Below are 20,721 nucleotides of genomic sequence, written 5' to 3'. Positions count from 1 at the left end.
AGATGACTGCCATGTTTTGCAAAAGCAGGAGGAGCCATATCGGCATTACAAAACGAAGACGGCATGTTCAAGCAGATGGCAACAATCCGTCAATCAAAAAGCCTCACCAAGAAAAAAAGCCCGATCTCTCCAAAGAAAGATCGGGCTTTTTGATTTCTGGTTATTAGATTGCTGGTTTCATCTTGCGTAGCATAGAGATTCTAAGCGCGGGATAAAGCACGAAAGAAGTCACCAGCGAAGTGAAGAACTCGATGGGCACATACTTCTGCAAGACAAAATGCGCCAGTACAAACCCAACAGCTACTGTGATGACTCCAGCCCAGTTGATCTCCTCGCCCACCGGAGCGGAATACCCCAAGCGTGGTTTGACGAACAGGTAGTCGGCGATGATGATCCCCGCGAAACACGTGGTGAGTACACCCAGAACGGTGATAAAGGAGTTGAACCAATCGAGGATCGATCCCACCAGCATCAGACAGGCGAACACATTGCTCAAGACCACGAAGGTGAAGCGACCGGGACGCCAGTTGAACAGCACGTCAGCAAGGTTGGTGAGTGAGAGAGAGGCGCTGTATGTGTTGAGCACCTGCGCCTTCGATTGCGCAAACACCATCAGCAAAGTGCCCAACGCACCACCAAAGATGATGAAGGCCACGGCCACGCTGTCGGGACTTTGCAGGGCCAGCGCACGGGCTGCAGCTTCGGTAAGGCCACTGATCTTGACATGATGCGCGATGACTTGATCCATGCCCGCGTACATCACGATACCGCCGATCGCGACCATGACGATGTCCATGAACACGTTGCCGATCACCGCAGCGATGGCGATGTCACGAGAGGACTTGGCGTAGCGACCGAGATCGGCGTCGATCAGTGCCAGTGCCCCAGCCGAGCCGATCATCACGTTCACGCAGAAGCTGAACTTGCCGAAGTCGGTGTCAGCGCCCATAGCACGCAACATCTCTTCGGGCATCTGTGCACCGAATTGCGTGACCGATGCCCAAGACTGACCGGACGTGGTGATGACCTCAGCCATCATGTACACCAGCACCGCGAGGAAGGCCACCAGTGTGAGCGAGGACACACGCGCCACCAACTTGAAGCCGAAGGCCGTAAGCAGAATCCACGCGAGTGTGAGAGTGCCATAGATGATGATGCGCATGGACACCGTGTCGGGCTGGTTCAGATAGAACAGAAAGCCCTTGTACAGCAGCGCATTCTCAAGGGCGATGAAGCCCGTGATCATGAAGCCAAACACTAGTGCCAACAATGCCGAGCCACGCGATCCAAGGCCATGCTCGCGAGACAGTACTGTGCTGGACAGCCCTGTCTTGTAAGCGATGTGGCCGGCGCCCCAACCGAGCAGCGCACCGACGATGGCCACGAAAACGCCCGCCAACATACCGATCTTGATGCCCGCAACAAAAGTCACGAGTGCGCCGACAAACAGCTGGATAAGCGTGGTGACAATGCCCGCTGTGCTCCACGACAGTTGTAGCCAGTTTTGACGTTCGCTGTCTGGAACGGCCTCCAGCGCGTGATCGTCGGTGCGGGAATTGATTTGCGATTCACTATGCATGATGAATCTCCTTGTCCATTAGAAAAAGTGACGCATGCCGATGCGCACGGCCGCTTGGCTGTGCCCATCGGAAGCTCCGGGCAAGCCTGCAATCCATGCGTTCGTCGAGCCGTTGCCGCTGGTGCGCTGATAGACCAAGTTGGCGTAGACGTCGGTGCGCTTGGAGAACCAGTAGTCCAGCGTCACACCGAACTGATGCGCCTTGTTGTTGGCCATCAACGCGTTGCCTTTCATGAGCTGATAGTCGCCACGCAGGATGGTGGTAGGGGTGATTTTGAAATCTGCACCCACCTGATAAACGTTGGCGCGAGCCTTGGTGAAGGTGTTCTGTGTGTTGGTGTAGATCGCGTCCACCTGCATGGAGCTCGTCGTGTAGCGGCCGCCGACACCCCAGTTGCGGATGCCGTCCTTGCCTTCATTGATGGACGTATCTTGCGCATAGGTGTACGCGGCGTTCGCACCCCAGGGGCCACTCGCATAGTTGACGCCCGCACTGACTGTGCTGTTGGTTCCGAACGATCCAGTCTTTTCACCCATGCCGTACAGCACGCCAGCGTTGAAGCCATTGAAGTCCTTGGTGACGAACTTGACTGAGTTTGGTACGCGAAATGCGCCCGCAACGCGGTTGAAGTCCAGTCCGCCGTAAGGTGTTCCCAGTCCCTGGAACGGACCCTGTTGTAGGTTGTAGAGACTCACATAAGGCAGCGATCCGGCAAGGCGTGCTGCAGACAGCGACTCGAACATGAACTCGTACTGATAGCCCATGGTGAACGTGCCCACCGGGCTGGCAAGGCCAACATAGGTCTGGCGGGTGAAGCCGCTGCCGCCGATGAATTGGCCATCGTCGAGGCCGAACTGGGTCTCAAGCTTGAAGACCGCCTTCGTGCCGCCGCCCAGATCTTCACTGCCCTGAAAGCCGAACAGGTTTGGAATCTGCATGCCAGTGGCAAGAATGGTGTTCCGCGAGCCCCCCTGATTGCTTATGGTCGTGATGCCTGCGTCCAGCGTTCCGTACATGGTCACGTTGCTTTGCGCAGCCGCCGCGAGCGGCACTCCAATGGCTGCCATCAAAATCCACTTGACGTTTTTCTTCATCTTTTGACTCCTTGGTTGTGACTTATTCAGATCATTCGAGTGATCGTTTCTGGGTTCTGGATATGGCTATCCCTGCGCTGAAACTGGCGCATACTGCGGACTTCTTCGGATGTGCGTGCTGCTCAGCGCCACACGTCAGTGCATTGGCATAAACACGGACTGACGTCCGTACCTCAAGTGCACGACTACCGTACGTGCGTGGTTTGGTTTTCAGCCGAGCGGCAACCACGCCGCATCGTGTCGATGGATCAGGCGCAGGTTGAGATCAAGCTGTTGGAAGCACCAACGCCCTGCTTCGACGATGACGATGGTGTCGTACTCACCACAGATCCAGTGCGCCGCGGCGGGCATGCCGCTACCTGATGCGTCCTGGATCTGGGCTAGTTCCCATAGATGCCAGCGGCATCGGGCCTGGAGCAGATCGTCGTCCACGTCGATGACGGGCGGCGTCATGTAGTGCGCGCTCCACACGATCTCTTCCCTGCCGATGCGTGCGAGCTCCATGGCAATCACTTCGCGCCCCTGATGGCGTCCGAAGCCCTTGGCCTCCCAGACGGCGTTGCGGCCAAAGAGCGGGGCCATCACCGCGGCATCGTTATGCCGGTCTGCGCCATGGGCATAGCGCCCGACAAGCTGTTGGATTTCAGTAATCGCCTCAAGGCGGGTGACGCGCTGAGTGAGCGTTCTGGTAGCCATCGGTTAATCTCCCGGGATGGCGATCCGCAACGCCTCGACGGCGTTGCAGACCGCACAAGGGCTGTGATCAGTTTGCGTGCTGACCGTGCTCGGCTACGAAGCGTGCCTCGTCGAACGCATAGGGTACTTTGGGGTCGCCGCCATACAGCTCGATGTGCGGAGCCACTTCCGCAAGCGACAGCGCCAGCGTCATCAGGCGGGACTCCTTCTGCGGCAGCTGATCAAGCGGAAACTCATCGAGCTTTTTGAGGATGGCGGGCAACTGCTGCAGCATGGTGTCGTAGAAACTCTTGAGTGCTGGGCGTGTGGACGCGATGCGTCGTTGCTGGCGCTCGTTCTGCGTGGGCAAAGCCCACACCGCCACCAGCGGTTCAAGAGTTTTGAATTCTTCTGGCAACAAATTCTGTGAGGTCATGTCCGTCTTCTCCATCATTGTTCAAGATATTGTTCGAGCACTTTGTAGCCATGGCGCAGCAGGATTTCCTCATCCTGCAGGAACATGTGTTGCTTGGCACCCGATTCGAGGGCCGCGTGGGTGTCTTCCATCGTGGCGGTGTCTTCCAGCCAGGCGTTGCGCTGCAGCACTTGAGCGAACTCGGTAGCCCAGCGCTCGCTATTGGTCTTGGCGGGCTTCACGTAGTACTTGCCTTCCCACCGAGTCTTGTTGTGTGCCACCGGCCAGAACTGGTGAGTGAACCAGATACCTTCGGAGACGTGGATCAGAATATTGGGGAACACCACGCTCAGCTCGAACGAGAAGTCGTTGTGGCGGTTCGGATTCACCCCCGGCGGCAGCATGGACGAGCCCCGTTGCGAGACGAGCGATGCACCCGTGATGCTGTTGGCAATGGCGGCCACGGGAGTCGGCTTGGAATTGAGCGACAGGCAGATGCCAGTGGTGCGGTGTTCGCCGAACAGTTCCACATCGGACAGGCCGCTGGAGAACACGTTAGGGAACGATCCCGCGTGGATGGTGGAGACATGATAGGCCTCGGAGAAGGCATCGAGTGCGATCTTCCAGTTGCAGTCCAGCAGCGTGTTGTAGCTGAAGACCTGGCTCATCTCCGCGAAAGGGTAGCCTGCCAGATGCTGGCCCATTCCGCCCAGATATTCTTTCAGCGAACGATCCGGCTTCTCGGCCAGATTGATGAAGATGAATCCTTCCCAGACATCGGTGTGCACCGGAGTCAGGCCCTCGGCGGACTTGTCGAAGCTCGAAGCGAAGCGCTCCTCCTCGGGCACCTGTGCCAGTTGCCCCTTGCCGTCGTACACCCAGCCGTGGAAGCGGCAGGTCACCACAGCGGCCTTGTTGCGGCCGTAGGTTTCTTCGCCGGTTTCCACAATCACCTTGTTGCCGCGGTGCGAGCAGGTGTTGTGAAAGCCGCGGATCACTCCATCCTTGCCGTGAATCAGAATCACCGATGTCTTGGCGAAATGAATTTTCTTGACCTTATAGTCGCCGACCCTGGATATCTCTTCCACGCGGCCGACCTTCAGCCAGGTGCGTGCGAACACGCGATCCTTCTCGCGCTCGTAGAACTCAGGTGCAATGCAGGGCTCCACTGGAATAGGCTCGGTGCCAAGTTCCGGGAACTTGCTGGCCCACCGAAGGGTTTGGTTGTTTGTCTCCATGACGGTACCTCTCAAAGAATGGGTAAGGGGGCAGAAGTGCTTCTTCAGGCTCGAGCAGAGTTGTCCAGCCCGTATTGCGCGCGAGCCAGGTGCGCAATTCCGATACGCTCAAGAGTGGGCATCGGGCACAAGAAGGTGACGCGAACCACGCCAGGCAGACGGCTGATCTCGATGGAACCTGCGATCGTTGCGCGGTTCAGAATTTCGTCGTAGGGAAGCCCCGTCACGTCTGCTGCACGTTGCAGACCGTTCTTGGTGGCATCATTGAGATTCGCTGCCGAGCCAATGAAGGTAATTGGAGCGTTCTCTTCAATCTTGTGCTGGCCGTAGCGCTCGCCCAACGCCTTTACGTGCGCACGCTGCACTGCAGTCATGGGGCGTGCCATCGGTGGCAGATCGTCGGGGCGTTGCAGCAAAATGGGGCCGTCAAGTTTCAGGCCTTTGATAACCTGCACTTTTAGTTCTACTTCTCCTGCCACATCAGTCGCGTGTCCAGCGATTTCGCCATTTCCCTGCTGCGCGTGCATGTCGCCCATGTACACGCCGGCGCCTCGCACCTTCACGGGACAGATCAGGATGGCTCCTTCACGCACACTGTTCGTGTCCATGTGACCGTCGGTCTTGTTGGCATCGAGCGACTCGCGGCTCATACCGAAACGGTGTGGTGCGTCGATCAGGAAGGAGCCGAAGTCACCCGCGTTGTGCGAGTCGGGCATGTCCACGGAAGGGATGGTGCCGATGTTTCCAAGGAACGGCTGCATGTGCGCCGCGAGACCACTTATATCGGAGCGTGCCAGCGAAAGGATGGAATGCTGCTCGGACAGTTCCGGCAGGCGTGCCAACTCGCTGGGCATGTCGGCGATTCGCTGGGCCACCTCCTTGTTCACCGTTAGCGAGACACGATTCTCGCTGTCGAGCACGATGACATAGCCATGGCTGAAGCGAAACGCGTTGACTTCGGCGTCGCATACGTCACAGTGAATCGCGTCATCACCCGTGCCTTCTACGTGGCTTGACGGGCTTTCGGTGCCACAGGTCGTGCAGCGTTTAGCGACGAAGGGATCACCCAGATAACGGCCTTCCACAAACTCCATCACGCCCGACGAGGTGGCGAGCGAAGTGACGGAGCAGCGCTCAATCTTCAGTGCCACCGCATCGCCGACTTCGGCGCCCTGCACAGCGACTGGCTGCGAGACTTCATGACCGCCCCGGAAGATCGGTGTGATCATCGGGCCCCAGCAGCCGGGGGGCGTTCCGGTCATAATGCGACCACCATCCTTTACGGGACCCAGCAGCTTCAGGCTTGGGCCGATGACGCCTCGCGTGAAAGAGGTCACCTGGACAACGTCCTCAGGTGCCACGGCTGTGATTTGGCTCATCAAAATCTCCTTGTAGTGTTTGCGAAACGCGTGGATTCGGATTGCGGTTGAACATGTGTTTTGATCAGTGCTCGTAGCGTAAGGAGATGTCGACGCGCCCGTTATCCGGTCGGATGACTAGTGTGTTAAGTGCTAACACTTAACGGGCAATCCACAGTGCTGTGGCGAAAAGTGCGGTGCTATGCTGCTCGGCGACTCTCCGTATGCGAAGGCACACAGCATGAATGTCACCAGTCCACTCAGCAGTACCAGCTACCAAGACGTTTTTGAATTTGCCAACGACATCATGGTCATCCACGATATGGACACAGGAGAAATTCTTGAAGCCAATCGCAAGGCCTGCGAACTGTATGGCCACACGATTGAAGAGCTGCGCGGAATGTCCATCGGTGAACTCACCCGCAACCATCCCCCGTTCAATACGGAGATCGGTCTGCAGCGGATCTGGAAGGCGCGTGACAGCGGCGAATCGGTGATCTTCGAATGGGTCATCCGCAACGCATCGGGCAAAGAAACGCCTGTGGAAGTGAGCCTCAAGCGCATCAAAATCAACGGCATCGGGCGCGTCATCGCAATGGCGCGGGATATCTCCGAGCGCAAGGAAGCACATGCCGTGCTCAAGGAGCGTGAGCGCTACTACCGCAAGCTCATCGAGCGCTCTTCGGACGGCATCGCCATCGTGTCGATCAACGGCGCTATCCAGTTTGTCGGCCCCTCCATCAACGCTCTGCTGGGCGTCTCGGCACGATCCCTTATGGGCCGCTCCGTGTATGCCTTCATCGACCCGGAAGATGTGGAAGACGTGCGCACAGCACTCGACGGACTGTACGAACTGAAAACTAATGCAAGCGTCAAGCTGAGCTACCGCGTGCGCCATCGCAACGGGGAATGGAAGACCCACGAGGGCGTTTGCCGCAATCTCCTCGACGACCCTGCGGTCAGGGGGATTCTCATCAACTTCCGCGATGTCACTGAACGCATTGCGGCCGAGGAAAAGGCACGCTTGCGGGCACTGGAACTCAGTCGCATCTCACGCATTTCCACCACAGGCGAGATGGCGACGGCGTTAGCGCACGAGCTGAATCAGCCGTTCTTTGCCATCGTCAATTTCGTCGCGGGGTGCCGCAGACGCATCCGTTCGGGTAACTACACCAACGCCGAATTGCTGCGCGTTTTGGAGCTGACGCAAAACGAGGCCGAGCGCGCCGGTCGCATCATCAACAAGGTGCGCGAGTTTACTTGCAACCGCAGCTTCCAAAGACAAGTGATCGACCTGCGTTCGCTGATCGAAGACATCCGCAGTCTGATCGAGATACGCGCACGCGATCACGACGTATCGGTGAGCTATGCGTTTGACGATGCGAATTGTGAAGTTGAGTGTGATGAAGTGCTTATTCAGCAGGTCGTCATCAACCTCGCGGTCAATGGTATCGAGGCCATGTCCAACGTACCCCAAGATCGGCGCAGACTGCACATCGGCATCGCAAGCCGCGAGAGCAGGGGGGTGCAAATCACCGTGACGGATACCGGTCCAGGTTTGCCAAGGGTAAGTCCCGACCAGATCTTTACGTCCTTTTTTTCCACCAAAAATTCTGGCTTGGGCATCGGACTTTCACTTTGCAAATCCATCGTCGATACGCACGAGGGACATGTGTGGTTCACTCGCCTGGAAGGCAACTCAGGCACCTGTTTTCATGTAATGCTTCCGCGATCTTCCTGAATGTCAAAGCGGGGCATAAGCAAAAGCCCGTAGTTGCTAAGCAATCAATCCAATAGCTGCGCGGCGTCCCCGCCCATACGATGAAGCCATCGTTTCGTGTCATCCAAATGCTGTTTGCCCAGAGCTAGCTCGCTGCCGATGACGCGTCGATTCGCTGACGAATCCATCATGGGACAATTTCATGGCCATAGCCGAGCACACCATTCAATTTCTTTGCCCGACCTCCGAAGTCACGCCGGATTGCCCCAAGCGGGTGGAACTGGCGGATCACCCCCCGCTGGCCATCTTCAATCTGAACGGTGAGTTTCATGTCACCGACGACACCTGTACCCACGGCGAAGCGTCGCTGTGTGATGGCGAGATAGTCGGCGATGTGGTGGAGTGTCCTTTCCATCAGGGCGCGTTCGACATCCGCACCGGCGAGGCCGTGGGAGCTCCCTGTGTGGTAAACCTGAAGACCTATCCGGTCGTGATCGAGAACGGTATCGTCGGCATTCGCCTCGGCCAGTGAAGGAGATGTACGTCATGACGGAAATTCGCATTGAAGGAAGCGAGCAGTCTTTCACTTGCGCGCCCAGCGACTCATTGCTCGCGGGTGGGTTGCGCGCCGGCCTCGGCATGCCCTACGAATGCACGGCTGGCGCATGTGGCACCTGCAAATTTGAGTTGCTGGAAGGCGACGTGGAAGTGCTATGGGACGACGCGCCGGGTCTGTCGGCACGTGACCGTGCCAAGAACCGGAAGCTGGCATGTCAATGTCGACCGCTCACCGATTGCCGCATCAAGATCCGCTTTGACGAAGCCTGCATGCCTCAGGTGAATCCACTCAAGCAGACGGCCACACTAATCGCAACCAATGAAATCACACACGACATTCGTGAGTTCCGCTTTGCAACAGATACCGCTGCCACATTTCGGCCCGGCCAGTTCGCCACATTGCAACTGCCAGGGGTAAGAGGCACGCGCGCCTACTCCATGTCCAACCTTCCTAACGGTAAGGGCGAATGGCACTTTCAGGTGCGACGAGTCAAAGGCGGCAATGCCTCGAACACGCTGTTCGATCAGTTGCATGTGGGTGACCAGATAACGCTTGATGGCCCATTCGGCATGGCCTTTCTACGCGAGGACTCTGCACGTGATGTGGTATGCATCGCCGGTGGCTCTGGCTTGGCACCCATGGTGTCCATCGCCCGAGCCATGGCCAGCACAGGCCAGCTGGCATCGCGCCGTCTGCACTTCTTCTACGGTGCGAGAACCCAGCGCGACGTTTGCGGCGAGGCGCTGCTGGAGAGCCTACCCGGTTTTGGCGAGCGCATCCGTTTCTATCCCTCCGTCTCGTCCACGCAGGAGCAAGACGCCCCGCGCTGGAGCGGCCGCGTCGGCTTCATCCATGAATATGTAGAAGAAATCATGGGTGCCGACCTGCACGGTCATGACTACTACATGGCAGGCCCGCCACCCATGATCCAGGCGGTGCTTGACACGCTGCAGACACGCCATATGGTAGACAAGTCGCAGATCTACTTCGACCGATTCTTCTGAAAGCGCAGCGACATGAACCTGACCGATACCATCGGAGCTGTCGCTGGCGTGCTTACTACGATCTCCTTCATTCCCCAGGTCCTGAAAATATGGCGAACCCGCTCGGCAGGTGACATTTCCTATGGAATGTACACATGCTTCATCGGGGGCGTCGGCCTGTGGCTGTGTTACGGGCTCTTGATCGGAGCTCTGCCCATCGTACTGAATAACGCTATCGTTCTAGTGTTGGCGATTCTGGTCATTTTTTTCAAATACAAAGTAGAGAAGAATAAATTTCCGTGAAGCTCTCTGCTTCCATAGCAAACCTTATACGGATGCCTCCCGAAATAAAGTAATAACCCGCATTGCAGCCTCACTGAATCGCCCCGGTTTTGAACTGACCCCCAGAAGTTGGACAGACTTCAAGAGGTTTCATGAAGAAGTACAAAACGGAGTTCAAGCTGGAAGTGGTCCAAAGCTTCTTGGCAGGCGAAGGCGGCGCGAAGCTTTTGGCTCGGCGATGGTCGGTTCCCGAGGAGAAGATCCGCACGTGGGCGAGCCACTACCACTTGCACGGCATCGACGGTTTGCGCCCCAAGCGCAGCGCGTACAGTGCGCAGTTCAAGTTGCAGGTGCTGGCTCATCAGGATCGAGAGCAGCTCCCCAGCCGTCAGGTCGCGGCGCTCTATGACATCCGCAATCCCAACCAGGTCGTAGTCTGGCGGCGTAATCTCAATCAAGGCCGTCTGCAGGCGCGCGAAATCGGGAAAGAAGAACAGCCCAAGATGAAACCAGAACGACGCTCTGCAACACCGCCGAGCACGGTCGTTGCCGATGCGGAGAAAACCCTGCGGGAAGAGAACGACCGCCTGCGCGCGGAGGTCGCGTACCTAAAAAAATTGCAGGCCTTGATCCGGTCGAAGAGGTCAGCTGCGCCGACAAAGCGCGTCTGATTGCCGGGTTGAGGCATGACCATAAATTGGCGGACCTGTTGCAGGTGGCGGGCCTGGCGCGCAGCACGTTCTACTACCAATGCCAGGCGACCCAGCGCGCCGACCAGCAATGCGCCATGGAGGCCAGAATTCGCACTGTCTATGACGAGCACAAGGGCCGCTACGGATACCGGCGGATCACGGCAGCGCTGGTGTCATTCGTCCGGGCAGCGGTTCGGATGTCCTGCTCCGGTATCTCCGCGCGCATCCCAGCCGTTGGTTCTTTCATCCCGAGTTGGTGTTAGCGCTCGGGCGGTCGAAGGGGGAGGTGGATTGGGCGCTGCAGTATCTCGCTCAGCTGGAGCTGATCCAGTCGGAGCTCAGCAGCCTGCCGGGGCGCAAGCCGGTGATAAAATACAGTATATCTTGAGATTGCTCAATTTGAAAAATGCCGAAACCATTGCTATTTTTAAGCGATCGGATCTAATGTGTGCCAACTTGATTTATGTCACACAAGTGGTAAACTTGATTTACATGTAATTGAGTAATGTTTAACATTTTGTTTATCCGATATTGGGTGATTTAAGCAGTACAGTATGAAATACAAGCTTTTGGTTTCGCTTTTGGGTGTGTCGTTTGTAGCTGGCGTACATGCAGAAAATCAAGTTGTCGGACATGCGACAAAAGAGCTTGCAATAAAGGCAGCAGGCTTGGAGAAATTTGCTACTCCTCAAAATGAAGATATTTTCAATTCAATATCAAAGAATTTAAATATCGTAAAGGAGGCAGTTGGAGATGGTTATGGGGGTACTTGGGTTGAATATGACGAAAACTATATAGCACATCAGATCGTCGCTGTAAGCGGTGATGGTGTGGGAATGGTGAAATCAATTCAAACCGAAAACCCAATATCGGTGGTTGAAGTGCGCTATACCTATAAGGAATTGGAGGTGATGCGCGAGAAAATCTATGATTTGTTTCAGTCGTTGGCTCTGCCGGGGCAACTGTCAGTGGTTAATAGCATTGCATTGGATGAGCAAAACAATGCACTTCGAGTTAGAGGGAATGAAGAGAATTTGGATTTTATTCGGATCCAACTAGAAAAGAATGGATTTGATACAAGCGCGATATTTATTGAAAAGGGTGGGCGCGCCAAGTTGTTTGGCCAGTTATTCGGGGGCACAAAAATAGGGGCCTCTCAGGACGATAGTACACCTACGATGTTTTTGTGCACAAACGGCTTTAATGCTCTTGCAGATGGGTATCTAACGGTTTCGATTACAGCCGGTCATTGCAATAGTAAACACTTTCCGACATTTACTACTGCCTTTTTTAATAATGGGGGTACTGCTCAAGGTACATCCATTAAGGGGGTGAAAATTGGTGGATTTATCGGCAATGAATTTGCTGCGCCATCAGGCACTGTGGGGATGGATGCAACGATGTTTGCTAATGTCAATGGGACTCACTCACAGTACCCTCAAATTCTAACCTCGCCCCCAAGTGTTGCAAACGTTCTTCCATTGGCTTCCATTGTGCAGAACACCATGAATTGCCATTCGGGTGCTACATCGGGCTGGAACTGCGGTGTGCAACTCTCTACTAGCGTGCTGCGAAACATTAACGATCTGAAGCCTACCGTTAAATTCTATCTCGCAGAATCGACTGCATGTGGAGCGCAAGGAGACTCGGGAGGCCCGGTGGTTGACTACACAAATCACGCGCTTGGAATTTATGTGGGTGTGGATGGGCCTGCAGACAATACTTGCGGTGAAGTCATTGGAGGAGGTGGGTCTGCTCCAAATTCGCTTTATCAACCTCTGGCACCATATCTTGCGTTGTATACGCAGACCAAACTGTTGACGAACTAAAGCGCGACCCTTCTACTAAAACATCACGGCTAGTCTGTGATGTTTTTTTACTTGGTACAGGTTCCGCGTACCAAGCCTGCCATGTTTGCAGGATGAGTAACTCTCCTCGAAAGCCCAAACCTCCCACCCCCAAGAAGGGGAAGGCGCGGACAAGGGACAAAGCCAGTCCGGCCAAGCCCAAGATCACCACTGATGACCGCTATCGAGCCTTTGCCCGAGAGTATGTCGTTTCCGACTTCAACGCCACGCAGGCGGCTGTGAAGGCCGGGTACAGCAAGAACACGGCGGCGTCACAGGGCGCGCGCCTGCTGAGAAATGTCAAGGTTCAGGAGTTTGTGCGGGAATTCTCCAAGGCCGTCGTGGAGCGGGCTGAGGTGAAGGCCGAAGACGTCGTGCGGCGCCTGAACCAGATGCTGATGGCTGATCCTCGCGAACTGGTGGAGGTGTTCGTCGCCTGCTGCCGTCATTGCTATGGCATTGGCTACCAGTACACGATGGCGGAATACAACTCCAAGCGCGAGAAGTGGATGGAGGAGGGCAAGCCGATTGAGGCATTCCCTGAGCTGGGCGGGCTTGGCTACGACGCCCGGAAGCCACCGAATCAGGACTGCCCTGAGTGCTTCGGCGGTGGAATGTCGCGCACTGTTCTGAAGGACACCCGCAACATGTCACCTGGAGCGCTCGCCCTGTTCGCGGGCGCAAAGGAAACCCGCAACGGGCTGGAGGTCAGCATTCACACGTGCGCAGCAGATGCAGGGCGTTGCCGCCACCGTGCGCCGCGACGCCGACATGGAGCTGGACCGCGTGTAGCGCCAGCTCTCCAAAGCGCAGGCCGATCTCGCGAACAAGACGCTGGCCGTCAAGAGCGACGCCGATGGCGTCAGCAGAGGGGGCCATCGAGACAGCTCGAAAGAGGAACAATCCCGAGATCCTGAAGAAAGAAGCATTTGCCCGGCATCCTGTTTACAAGGATGCAGCCGAGATCTTCCAATGGATTGTGAATGGAGAGGGGCGGGCGGTTCTCACCTACGGTGAGATTCAGGCGCTCGATGCCAGTGGACAGACCACGTCGCTCATGAAATACAACCAGCCAGATCAACTGCTCGGCTTGGCAGCGCAGGCGCACGAGAGCAAGATTCTCGAGTACATGCACGCCATTGGTGTTGCCTCTTTTGCGGGAATGTTGGGGCGATAGTGGGTGCGCGTTTGCGGTTTTTAGGAGTACAGACAGCGATGTTCGTAGATGGAACACGCCAGTTTGTGCAGCTTGGCGCGTTGCGGTACACGGGGCGCCATGCCCAACCGGCCCTTAGATGTGCGCAAATGCAACATTGATTGTGTTAGTCTGTCGCTATCAATACTTCATTGGCTGATATGTCAGGTGCTTACGTGGACTTGTGGCAAACCTTTCCTGCATATATCCCTGAATTCGTAGGACACCACGCCAGCCACTCCGTATGGGAGCGTCACTTGGAGCAATGCCCTGTAGTAGCAATGCAGCCGAATTGGCAAGTGCTAGAAGCCGATGACACCCCGGAGCTGGCAATCTGGGGACTGCAAAGCATTACGCTGCACACTGCAGTATCAGAAATGGGCGCTGAGTGGCCGGGGCAATGGCCTGATGCCCTGCCTGCAGGTAAATCTACCATCACCCACACCAATGCCTGTTTTGGTGAGCCACTGCTGCATGCCCAGAACATCGCCCTCTACCAAATCAAGAGCCCATCGAATTTGGACTGGGTTGCACAGTGCATGTTCACCGACTTGGGCAGACTGCAGCATCTGACATTCGTCAAAATGCATGACTGGAAGCCGCTGGTTCAAAAATTAGAAGATTTGTCTGCATTGCAGAAACAGCAAACGCAAGGTCCATCTGCAGCAATGGAATTGATTGCCGCAGGAGCTCAAGCCCCTTTATCAGGATGGTATGAGGCCATATTGCCGAACGGCCATCCCATGCAATCCTATTTCGCAAGTTCCGATACCCGGCTGATCTTTCGGGAGCAGGGCGAGCGCTTCCCTTCGCTTGGTGTCACGCCCAGAGCTGATGAAGCATTAGTGCAATGGCTCTGGTTGCGTGCGAAATAACACCCCCTTGAGAAACAGATTCCGTTTTTCTGATGCTTACTAGAACAAAAGGGCTGGCAGCCATGCCAGATACGCCGTACCAGAACACCTACTGCATAACGCGCGTGAATGGCGCAAACCCCAGTGGCACGCCAGTGCATTTGTGGGTCGTGAATGTCAAACGCTACCGCAAGCTGTATGTCCGCAATTTTGCTGACAGCGTATACGGAGGCAAGGAGGCCGCATGGCAGATGGCAGTGGCCTACCGTGATGCATTGCTGCGATTGTTTCCTCCCTATACCCTACTGGAGCAGCAAACCCAGCCAAGGGCCAACAACAAGTCAGGAATTGCGGGCGTCTCGGCAAGGCATATCAAGGGCAAGCGCACGGCATGGATAGCGACCTTGGAAGCTTCCGGTGTTACCTACAACTGTTACTTCTCCATCAAGGAGCATGGCGAAGAAAAGGCCAAGGCCTTGGCCATTGCTGCCCGGCAAGAACTGCTGGCACAACACCCCAACCGATTTGTGACCACCAACGCTGGAGCTACGCAAATGGCGCAAGCCCTCTTTCAGCCAATGCTGCAGGGGCCTCACGATTCAAACGGCATGGCTTCGCAAAACCGGGCCGATCAGGAGGCGATGCCGAATGAACAGCGGCGCCTGGAATTGCTCAATGCCTGGTTTGATGCCGTACGGCCTCAGTTCATACAGTTGCGCCTGAGCGTCTATTTTTTGAGCAACAAAGGCTATGACAGTCTGTTCATTGTCGTGGGTGATGGTAGTCCTTCGGGGCACAAGCAACATAAGAGCTGGACCATACAGCGCAGAACCTATCAGGAGGTGCTGCAGCACGCATGGGACTATGCACAGGCCATCCTGACGCAGCAGTTTGGCCGGAGCTGTTGGCGAGAGTTTGCCAAGTCGCATCAAGCAACAGTGCTCGCCAGTACGCCTGAGCAGCCGATCTTCATCCGTCACCGCTGCGAACTTCCGGGTCATGCAGTACTGCGCAAAACACCTCCTGTTGGGCTGCAGCACATGTTGCGGGGATTTCGGATTCCGGCGCTTGTTTCGTCGGGGCACTTCAGCTTAAGATGCTCAAAATCAATCGATACTTAAAAAATACAAGGCATTGACAATGGGAAACCGTACCTTTACTGCCCACAGTCCATTAGGCGATCAACTGGAATTTCGCTCCATGGAGGGCAGCGAGCAGATCTCCCGGCTGTTTGAGTACCGGGTACGGCTGATCAGCGAATCTCAGGGCATTTCTGCCAAATCCTTGCTGGGCAAGGACATGAGCATCGAAGTCGATCTCACCACGGAGAAAAATGGTGGCGGCAAGCGATTTCTCTCAGGCCAGGTGACGCAGTTCACCTACATAGGCCGAGACGGAGATTTCTACTCATACGAAAGCGTGCTGCGCCCCTGGTTGTGGCATGCCACCCGCCGCTCCGATTTCAAGATATTCCAGTTCAAGAAGGTACCTGACATCATCAAGGAGGTGCTGGGGCCCTACGGCTTCAGCATCGAGGACAAGCTCTCTGGAGAGTACCGTGAATGGGCCTATATCGTCCAGTACGGCGAGACAGACTTCAACTTCGTCTCACGCATCATGGAGCAAGAAGGCATCTATACCTTCTACGAACATCATCAGGGCAGCCATACCCTTGTGCTGGCGGACGACATTGGCAGCCACAGTCCGTTGCCCAATGGGCCAAGCACCATTCCCTACTACCCCGGAAGCCGGGCGGTCCACGTACATGACGAAGATTTTCTAGATGGATGGTCCTTTGCAGAAGATATCGCATCGGGCCACTTTGCGGCTGACGACTACGACTTTGAGAAGCCCAAGGCCTATCTCGAGACGCGCCAGCAGCAACCGGCAGGACACACCGAAGACAGCCGCGAACTCTACGACTGGCCCGGTGGCTACACACAAATGGCCGATGGTGAGAACTACGCCCGTGTGCGCATTGAGCAGCAAAAGGCCCAGCGAGAAGTAGTCCAAGGCGAAGGCAATGCCCGCAACATCGCGCCAGGCTATCTGTTCACCTTCAGCAAATATCCGAGGGCCGATCAGAACAAGGAGTACCTGATCGAATCTGCCCACTACCGTTTTGAAGAGAACGTGCGCAGAAGCGATGGCGCAGGGGGCTCGGGCGCCTCCAAACGCGCGGGCACCGACAGCCCGACGACCTACCGCATCAGCTTCAACGCTGTGCCCAAGAGCACGGCCTACAGAAGCCAACGCATCACGCCCAAACCGCACACTACGGGTCCGCAAACGGCGGTGATCACGGGCCCTGCAGGCGAGGAAATCTACACCGACGAATACGGCCGGGTGAAAGTGCAGTTCCACTGGGACCGCTACGGCAGCATGGACGAGAACTCCAGCTGCTGGATCCGTGTCTCCCAGACTTGGGCTGGCAGCAACTACGGCAGCATGCACATCCCGCGCATCGGGCAGGAGGTGATCGTGGACTTCCTGAACGGAGACCCGGACTACCCGATCATCACCGGCCGCGTTTACAACGCCATGCAGATGCCGCCCTGGGAGTTGCCAGCAAACAAAACCCAGTCCGGTATCAAGACTCGCTCAAGTTTGGGTGGTGCAGGCGGAGCGGGGCTGAAGAACGGCCCGGGCGATGCGAACGCCATCCGGTTTGAGGACAAGAAGGGCCAAGAGCAACTGTGGCTGCATGCGCAGAAAGACCAGCTCACCGAGGTCGAACATGACGAGGACAAGTGGGTGGGCAACGACCGGCGCAAGGTCATCGACCGCGACGAATTCAACACCATCCACCGCGACCGCACGGAGATCGTGGATCGCAACGAGAAGATCAACGTGCACGGCTGGCGGACGGAAGAGGTCGATCTCGATGAGACGCTGACCGTGCATAAGAGTCGTCATCGTACGGTAGACGATAGCGAAGATGTTTCCATCGGCGACAACCGCAAAAAGAGCATCGGCAAAATTGAAAACGTCACCATCGGTTTGCTCAAAACTCAGAGCATTGGCATTGCATACATGCAGAATGTGGGAATTGCAAAGATGGCTAACGTGGGAGTTGTCTACAACATCAACGTTGGGCTTCTCATGAGTACCAATGTAGGAATGAACAAGTCAACGACTGTCGGCAGTAACGAAACGGCAAAGATTGGCGATACCAAAGCAACGAACGTAGGCAAGTTGTATACGTTGACGGTAGGCGGTCAAGAGGGCGGCGGATCTGCATCACAGCCTCCGGGTGCAATGAATATTGTTGCGCCTGGAGAAACTGGCGGTAGCGGTGGGGGCTCTGCATCCAACATCACCATGGATGCCAAGAGCATCACGCTGACCGTGGGCAAGTCCACGCTCAAGCTACAGGATGACGGGACGATTTCTCTGAATGGACATGACTATTACACAACGCTGAGTGGAGAGAAGCAGGTCAAGGTCGACGGGAACATTACAACCAGGGGAGCAAATATCCTTGACAACTAAAACAACCAAACCCAAGGTATCTGAGCCCGAAAGACATGAGCCAACTACGCAGGCTCCCATCGATATTCTGTTACGCAAGCGGATCAAGACCTCAGGTGACAGGTCAGGCAGCAAAGAAAGAAAAATCGATGGCGTGCTGATCGGCGTGCTGCGTAGTTTGGATGCGCAAGGGCGCCCACTCGTATCCGTTGAGAAAATCGGCCTGCAAGGCCTCCCCGCGCGCTCTTTGGCACTTGTATCAGAGCGCGATTGCGGAAAAGCCGTAGCACTGGGTTTTGAGGGCGGGAACCCGGATTTTCCCATCATCCTAGGCTTCATGCAGGAGAGGGAAAACGATGCACATATCGTCGGAAATCAAGTCATCGTTGACACCCAAGACGGGCGTGTCGTGGTTTCGGCAGAAGATGAATTGGAGCTTCGCTGCGGCGAAGCCGTGATCTTGATGCAAGCGGATGGGCGTATCACCTTGCGAGGCCAATACATCACCAGCCACGCAAGCGCTGGGCAGCGCATTCGCGGTGGATCTGTGCAGATTAATTAAAGGGCTGCGCCATGGAGTTTGTCTGCGCGTCCAAGCACTTCAATGCGAACTTTGCAATTGCTTTGGATATCACTGGCCGAGAGCATCTGGTCGTCGCAACCAAAGCTACATGGTCGATACCGGAGCCAGGGAGTCGACCGAGGCCATTGCCTCCACAGCCTCTGTTCGATACCGATACGTTTTATGGAAATCCTGGTGAATCAGCATTGCGATGCGGCGATGATTTTCCGCGCCATAAATCCAAGTGTGATGTCATTCTGGATGCATATGCGCACTCTGCCGATGGGCAGCCCGTCACACAGCTAGCAGTGGGACTTCAAGTAGGCGAACTGCGTAAGGAGTTGCGTGTCATCGGGGATAGATATTGGACCGCAGGTTTGCTCGGGACAAAGCCTTCGGAACCTATTGGTTTTTCCAGCATGCCGTTGCACTATGGGCATGCATTTGGCGGAATCAGGCGATTCGAACACAAAGGTCAGTCGCTGGCAGAGGCTCACCCCTACAACCCGATAGGCCAGGGTTGGGGCGGTAAGAACACAAAGCACAATGTGATCAATCAGAGCCAGAGGCTTCCCAATCTTGAGAATCCTGAGAATCCGGTGAAACAACCGGATGATGAAATAGCCCCCTGTGCATTCAGCGCCATCTCTCGTGCTTGGCTGCCGCGTAGAAAGTACATGGGCAGCTTCGACGAGAAATGGCGGAGGGAAATGGCGCCGTTCCTGCCGGAGGATTTTGATGACCGCTTCAATCAAATAGCCCCTGAGGATCAGCAAATTTCCTACCCCAAGGGCGGAGAAATGGTCAAGTTGATCAATCTCATGAAGGCGCATCCAATTGTAGCGTTTCGCCTTCCTCCATTGGATCGGATAAAGCTGCACGTTTTACGCGCGGACTACTCAACAGAAATCCTCGACGCCTGCGCCGATACCTTGTTCATTGAAACCGAGGCCAAGCGCTTCTCAGTGACTTGGCGTGCAAGCACTCCCATCCGCCGTAGATTCCAGGAATTCAGCGTAGTGGCCATAGGAGCCGTGAATGCCGAATGGTGGCAGCAGAAGTCATTGGGTGGTCAACCCGGCATTGGTTGTCCAGGCTGCTCGGGCGGAGATATTTCATGACTACCGAAGCTCCGCAAAGTGCATCAGGTACTGGTATGGTGATCGTTGGTGCTGGAATATGCTGCGCAGTGGGTCAGAATGCACCAGCGGCAAGCTGTGCATTGAGAGCCGGTCTTGACCACTTCCGTGAAAGCGATTTCAAGGGGCCAGATGGAGAGCCGATTCGTGTTGCTCGCATTGGCCACTCAGAAGTTTGGGGAGGCGCGCGTCTGGCGCAATGGCTGGGCTTCGCCATTGAGGAGGCCATGCGCGAGTTGGATACAGCAGAGCGCGCCCAGTTGCCCATTATCTTGATGGGACCAGATACAGATCGCCCGTTGGGAGCCGAACATGAGCAGTTTGCAACAGTCAGGTCGCTGAAGTCAGCAATGCCCATGCAGTTCGGGCGTGGCTCCAAAATGATCTCAGGTGGGCGTGGGGTGCTTGCCAAAGGGCTCGCTCACGCGTCCAAGTTGCTGTATTCCGGGCAAGCCCCTCGGGTTTTGCTTGCAGGAGTGGACAGCTTCTTAAACGCACCGGACATCACTTGGTATCTGAGAGAAGAGCGTTTGCTGGTGCCGGGTAACAGCGACGGTTTCATCCCAGGTGAAGGCGCAGCTGCATTGGTGTTGGAGAGGTGTGACCTACGGCAACACCGAAGGCCTCAAAGATCTGCTTTTACGCACCTGCTTGGCGTTGGCTTTGACGTAGAAGAGGGCCGTCCTGACGGTAGCGCACCAAGCCGCGCGCAAGGGCTTAGCCGTGCGGTCCGAAGCGCGATGAAAGAGGCCAATGTGAATATGAATGACCTCCACTTCCGAATCAGTGACCAGAATGGTGAATCGTTCTTTGCCAAGGAAGCTGCCAACGCGATGACACGCTGTGCAGAGATCGGTGGACATCTTCCCCGGGTACTCACTACGGCAGATTGCACAGGAGAAATCGGTGCAGCTACGGGTCCGCTTATGCTGGCATGGATACACCACTATCTGAGACATCCTGACGCACCCGGACCGCTTGGCCTGCTGCACCTCGCAAGTGACGCGGGCGAACGCACAGCGATTGTCGTTAAACATCAGACTCAAGAGAGATAGCC

21 protein-coding genes are annotated in these 20,721 nt (G+C 55.9%); 15 read left to right on the top strand and 6 right to left on the bottom strand.

What is annotated here, in order from left to right; genetic code table 11:
- Window positions 1-163 precede the first annotated feature (163 nt).
- The 6 genes from G7047_RS13345 to G7047_RS13320 all read right to left on the bottom strand — a co-directional run bounded on the left by G7047_RS13345 (window position 164) and on the right by G7047_RS13320 (window position 6,381).
- On the bottom strand, window positions 164-1,579 hold the full coding sequence (locus G7047_RS13345; RefSeq protein WP_166306135.1) for a cytosine permease: 1,416 nt from the start codon (window positions 1,577-1,579) through the stop codon (window positions 164-166).
- Between the two features lie 18 nt (window positions 1,580-1,597).
- Complete coding sequence (locus G7047_RS13340) at window positions 1,598-2,674, bottom strand: porin (RefSeq protein WP_240939482.1); 1,077 nt, start codon at window positions 2,672-2,674, stop codon at window positions 1,598-1,600.
- Window positions 2,675-2,884: 210 nt separating this feature from the next.
- Window positions 2,885-3,370, bottom strand: a complete 486-nt coding sequence (locus tag G7047_RS13335; RefSeq protein WP_166306132.1) for a nuclear transport factor 2 family protein — start codon at window positions 3,368-3,370, stop codon at window positions 2,885-2,887.
- A 67-nt stretch (window positions 3,371-3,437) separates the two neighbouring features.
- A complete protein-coding gene (locus G7047_RS13330; protein ID WP_166306129.1) occupies window positions 3,438-3,785 on the bottom strand; it encodes a hypothetical protein in 348 nt (115 codons plus the stop codon).
- Window positions 3,786-3,799: 14 nt separating this feature from the next.
- Window positions 3,800-5,002: an SRPBCC family protein gene (locus G7047_RS13325; RefSeq protein WP_166306126.1), complete on the bottom strand. Its 1,203-nt coding sequence runs from the start codon at window positions 5,000-5,002 to the stop codon at window positions 3,800-3,802.
- A 44-nt stretch (window positions 5,003-5,046) separates the two neighbouring features.
- Window positions 5,047-6,381, bottom strand: coding sequence for an acetamidase/formamidase family protein (locus G7047_RS13320; RefSeq protein ID WP_166306123.1), 1,335 nt, complete (start codon window positions 6,379-6,381; stop codon window positions 5,047-5,049).
- Between the two features lie 220 nt (window positions 6,382-6,601).
- Between G7047_RS13320 and G7047_RS13315 the strand changes: the two genes are divergently transcribed.
- The 15 genes from G7047_RS13315 to G7047_RS13245 all read left to right on the top strand — a co-directional run bounded on the left by G7047_RS13315 (window position 6,602) and on the right by G7047_RS13245 (window position 20,719).
- Window positions 6,602-8,101 (top strand): PAS domain S-box protein, encoded by a 1,500-nt coding sequence (locus G7047_RS13315; RefSeq protein WP_166306120.1) that lies wholly within the window; start codon window positions 6,602-6,604, stop codon window positions 8,099-8,101.
- Between the two features lie 181 nt (window positions 8,102-8,282).
- Window positions 8,283-8,612, top strand: a complete 330-nt coding sequence (locus G7047_RS13310) for a non-heme iron oxygenase ferredoxin subunit (RefSeq protein ID WP_166306117.1) — start codon at window positions 8,283-8,285, stop codon at window positions 8,610-8,612.
- Between the two features lie 14 nt (window positions 8,613-8,626).
- Window positions 8,627-9,643: a 2Fe-2S iron-sulfur cluster-binding protein gene (locus tag G7047_RS13305; protein ID WP_166306114.1), complete on the top strand. Its 1,017-nt coding sequence runs from the start codon at window positions 8,627-8,629 to the stop codon at window positions 9,641-9,643.
- Between the two features lie 12 nt (window positions 9,644-9,655).
- A complete protein-coding gene (locus G7047_RS13300) occupies window positions 9,656-9,925 on the top strand; it encodes a SemiSWEET transporter (protein ID WP_166306111.1) in 270 nt (89 codons plus the stop codon).
- A 131-nt stretch (window positions 9,926-10,056) separates the two neighbouring features.
- Window positions 10,057-10,575 carry a transposase gene (locus tag G7047_RS13295; RefSeq protein ID WP_166306108.1) on the top strand — a complete coding sequence of 173 codons (519 nt, stop codon included), beginning with the start codon at window positions 10,057-10,059 and terminating at the stop codon, window positions 10,573-10,575.
- A gap of 116 nt (window positions 10,576-10,691) precedes the next feature.
- On the top strand, window positions 10,692-10,859 hold the full coding sequence (locus G7047_RS31505) for an IS3 family transposase (RefSeq protein WP_371813890.1): 168 nt from the start codon (window positions 10,692-10,694) through the stop codon (window positions 10,857-10,859).
- Between the two features lie 291 nt (window positions 10,860-11,150).
- Window positions 11,151-12,425: a S1 family peptidase gene (locus G7047_RS13285; protein ID WP_166306102.1), complete on the top strand. Its 1,275-nt coding sequence runs from the start codon at window positions 11,151-11,153 to the stop codon at window positions 12,423-12,425.
- A 92-nt stretch (window positions 12,426-12,517) separates the two neighbouring features.
- The gene (locus G7047_RS13280; protein WP_166306100.1) at window positions 12,518-13,360 is read left to right on the top strand and encodes a terminase small subunit; all 843 of its coding nucleotides are present in this window, start codon (window positions 12,518-12,520) and stop codon (window positions 13,358-13,360) included.
- The gene (locus G7047_RS13275) at window positions 13,300-13,620 is read left to right on the top strand and encodes a hypothetical protein (protein ID WP_166306097.1); all 321 of its coding nucleotides are present in this window, start codon (window positions 13,300-13,302) and stop codon (window positions 13,618-13,620) included. Before G7047_RS13280 ends, G7047_RS13275 begins: the two co-directional genes overlap by 61 nt.
- 299 nt (window positions 13,621-13,919) lie before the next feature.
- Window positions 13,920-14,513: a hypothetical protein gene (locus tag G7047_RS13270; protein WP_166306094.1), complete on the top strand. Its 594-nt coding sequence runs from the start codon at window positions 13,920-13,922 to the stop codon at window positions 14,511-14,513.
- A gap of 62 nt (window positions 14,514-14,575) precedes the next feature.
- The gene (locus G7047_RS13265) at window positions 14,576-15,613 is read left to right on the top strand and encodes an AP2/ERF family transcription factor (RefSeq protein WP_166306091.1); all 1,038 of its coding nucleotides are present in this window, start codon (window positions 14,576-14,578) and stop codon (window positions 15,611-15,613) included.
- A gap of 19 nt (window positions 15,614-15,632) precedes the next feature.
- Complete coding sequence (locus G7047_RS13260) at window positions 15,633-17,984, top strand: type VI secretion system Vgr family protein (protein ID WP_256376843.1); 2,352 nt, start codon at window positions 15,633-15,635, stop codon at window positions 17,982-17,984.
- On the top strand, window positions 17,974-18,525 hold the full coding sequence (locus G7047_RS13255; RefSeq protein WP_205904791.1) for a DUF6484 domain-containing protein: 552 nt from the start codon (window positions 17,974-17,976) through the stop codon (window positions 18,523-18,525). The genes G7047_RS13260 and G7047_RS13255 overlap by 11 nt, the downstream gene beginning before the upstream one ends.
- 11 nt (window positions 18,526-18,536) lie before the next feature.
- A complete protein-coding gene (locus tag G7047_RS13250; RefSeq protein WP_166306085.1) occupies window positions 18,537-19,646 on the top strand; it encodes a DUF2169 domain-containing protein in 1,110 nt (369 codons plus the stop codon).
- The gene (locus tag G7047_RS13245) at window positions 19,643-20,719 is read left to right on the top strand and encodes a hypothetical protein (protein WP_166306082.1); all 1,077 of its coding nucleotides are present in this window, start codon (window positions 19,643-19,645) and stop codon (window positions 20,717-20,719) included. Before G7047_RS13250 ends, G7047_RS13245 begins: the two co-directional genes overlap by 4 nt.
- Window positions 20,720-20,721 lie beyond the last annotated feature (2 nt).

It is taken from the genome of Diaphorobacter sp. HDW4A, assembly GCF_011305995.1.
Lineage (GTDB): Bacteria > Pseudomonadota > Gammaproteobacteria > Burkholderiales > Burkholderiaceae_C > Diaphorobacter_A.
This window is presented reverse-complemented; position numbering and strand designations above follow the sequence as displayed.